General features: G+C 32.0%; 1 protein-coding gene. It reads left to right on the top strand.

The genetic code is table 11. The features are described 5' to 3' along the window. Positions 1-152: 152 nt before the first annotated feature. Positions 153-1,598: hypothetical protein (locus tag K737_RS00215; protein ID WP_006302250.1), on the top strand; the 1,446-nt coding region annotated here is incomplete at its 3' end.

Raw genomic sequence — 1,598 nt, 5'->3', positions numbered from 1 at the left:
TTAGAGTTTTCCCTTACCTACAAAAAAAGCATTTTTGAAGCCTGCGGTGTCAGCCACAAATACTTAACCTCTTTACGCAGTAAATTGAACTTGACATTCGGTTGTCCGAATTGTAAAATTAAATTGTTGTTAAAAATAAATAAAAAAGTGTTATGAAACAAAAAATATTGCTAACTTTTTTTCTTCTTTTCTCACAGACATATTCTTTATATTCCAATCCAGTTGGTCAGTTGACATCTTCGGAACAGAGTTTTTTTGTGGAAGATTTTCTTCAAAAAAATCCAGAAGCTTCTATTTTGTCATGTGCCAAAAAATATTTAGAAATTCATGGAAAAAAAAATGTGGGAGAGGTGTTTTCAATTCTTCTGTCAAAAAAATCAGTAAAACCTCAAGAAATAGAAGAAATTTTTGCTGATAAAGAAGTATCTGACGCGCTATCTAATCAATGGGGTGGCGTTTTTCAACAATGTGTCACAAATAATGAAGAGGATAACTTTTACAAGCTTTTGGGAAACTCCAGAGTCTTGGAAAAATTAAATAGTATGGATTTAGAGTGCGTATTGAAAAGATGTATCTATGAAAATAATACAAATTTTTTCGACAAACTTCTAGAAAACGCCACCGTAGTAGAAAAATTAAGTAGTAGAAGTGTAGGTGTAGTATTGGAGTACTGTGTCTATGGCTGTGGCTGTATAAGTAGCTTAGATTTTCTCGACAAGATTTTAGAAAAGGCCACCGACGCCACCGTAGTAGAACACTTAGATAGTGTAGGTTTAAAGTTAGTATTGAGTCACTATATCTCTAGAAATAAAAAAGATTGTTTAGACAAGGTTTTAGAAAACGCCAGCGTATTAGAAAAATTAGATAGTAGAGATTTAGGGTCAGTATTGATCGAATGTATTTGTAAAAAAGATACAGATAGTTTCGACAAGATTTTAGAAAACGCCACCGTAGTAGAACACTTAGATAGTGAAGATTTAAAATTAGTATTGGACCAGTATACCTCTAGAAATAAAACAGATTTTTTTGACAAGCTTTTTCAAAATAACGAAACCCTTAAAAAATTGATAAAAACATGTATAGAACAAGAAGATGTGAATGTTTTCTGTAAAAGGAGAGTATTATCTTTTTTCACTGATCAAAATAAGATAAAATTATTCAGTGTTCTTTCTGAAAATGATGCTTTTTTTGAAATACTTAGCTTTAAAGAATCAAATGATCTTGCGATAGAACTGGCTTTTTGCTCAAAGGACGTGCTGGAAAATGAAAGTGCATTAAATCTTTTTGGAAAACTAATGAAAAAAGTTGATCCTGATACAGCAAGGCGTTTTGTTTTAGAAAATCTTGGAAAAATCAATGACCAAACACTATATGGATTTATCTCCAGGATTACTGGTAAAGAGAGTATCAATGAGGTCTTTGAAGTGCTTGATTCAGCTGATTTTCCTTACCGTAAGCCAATTTTTGAACGTCTAGCAGGGATTAAACAGAAAGTTTTAGAATCAGATGTTCAAAAAGAAGTAAAAAAGCTTAAAGAGAAAAAAAATGGCAATCAACATATTGCAAGCACTCCAGGGGCGATTGCAACTCTGGCAAAT

It is taken from the genome of Holospora undulata HU1 (assembly GCF_000388175.3).
In the GTDB taxonomy this organism is placed as follows: domain Bacteria; phylum Pseudomonadota; class Alphaproteobacteria; order Holosporales; family Holosporaceae; genus Holospora; species Holospora undulata_A.
The sequence above is the reverse complement of the archived record's forward strand: the minus strand, read 5'-3'. Positions and strand labels throughout refer to the sequence as shown.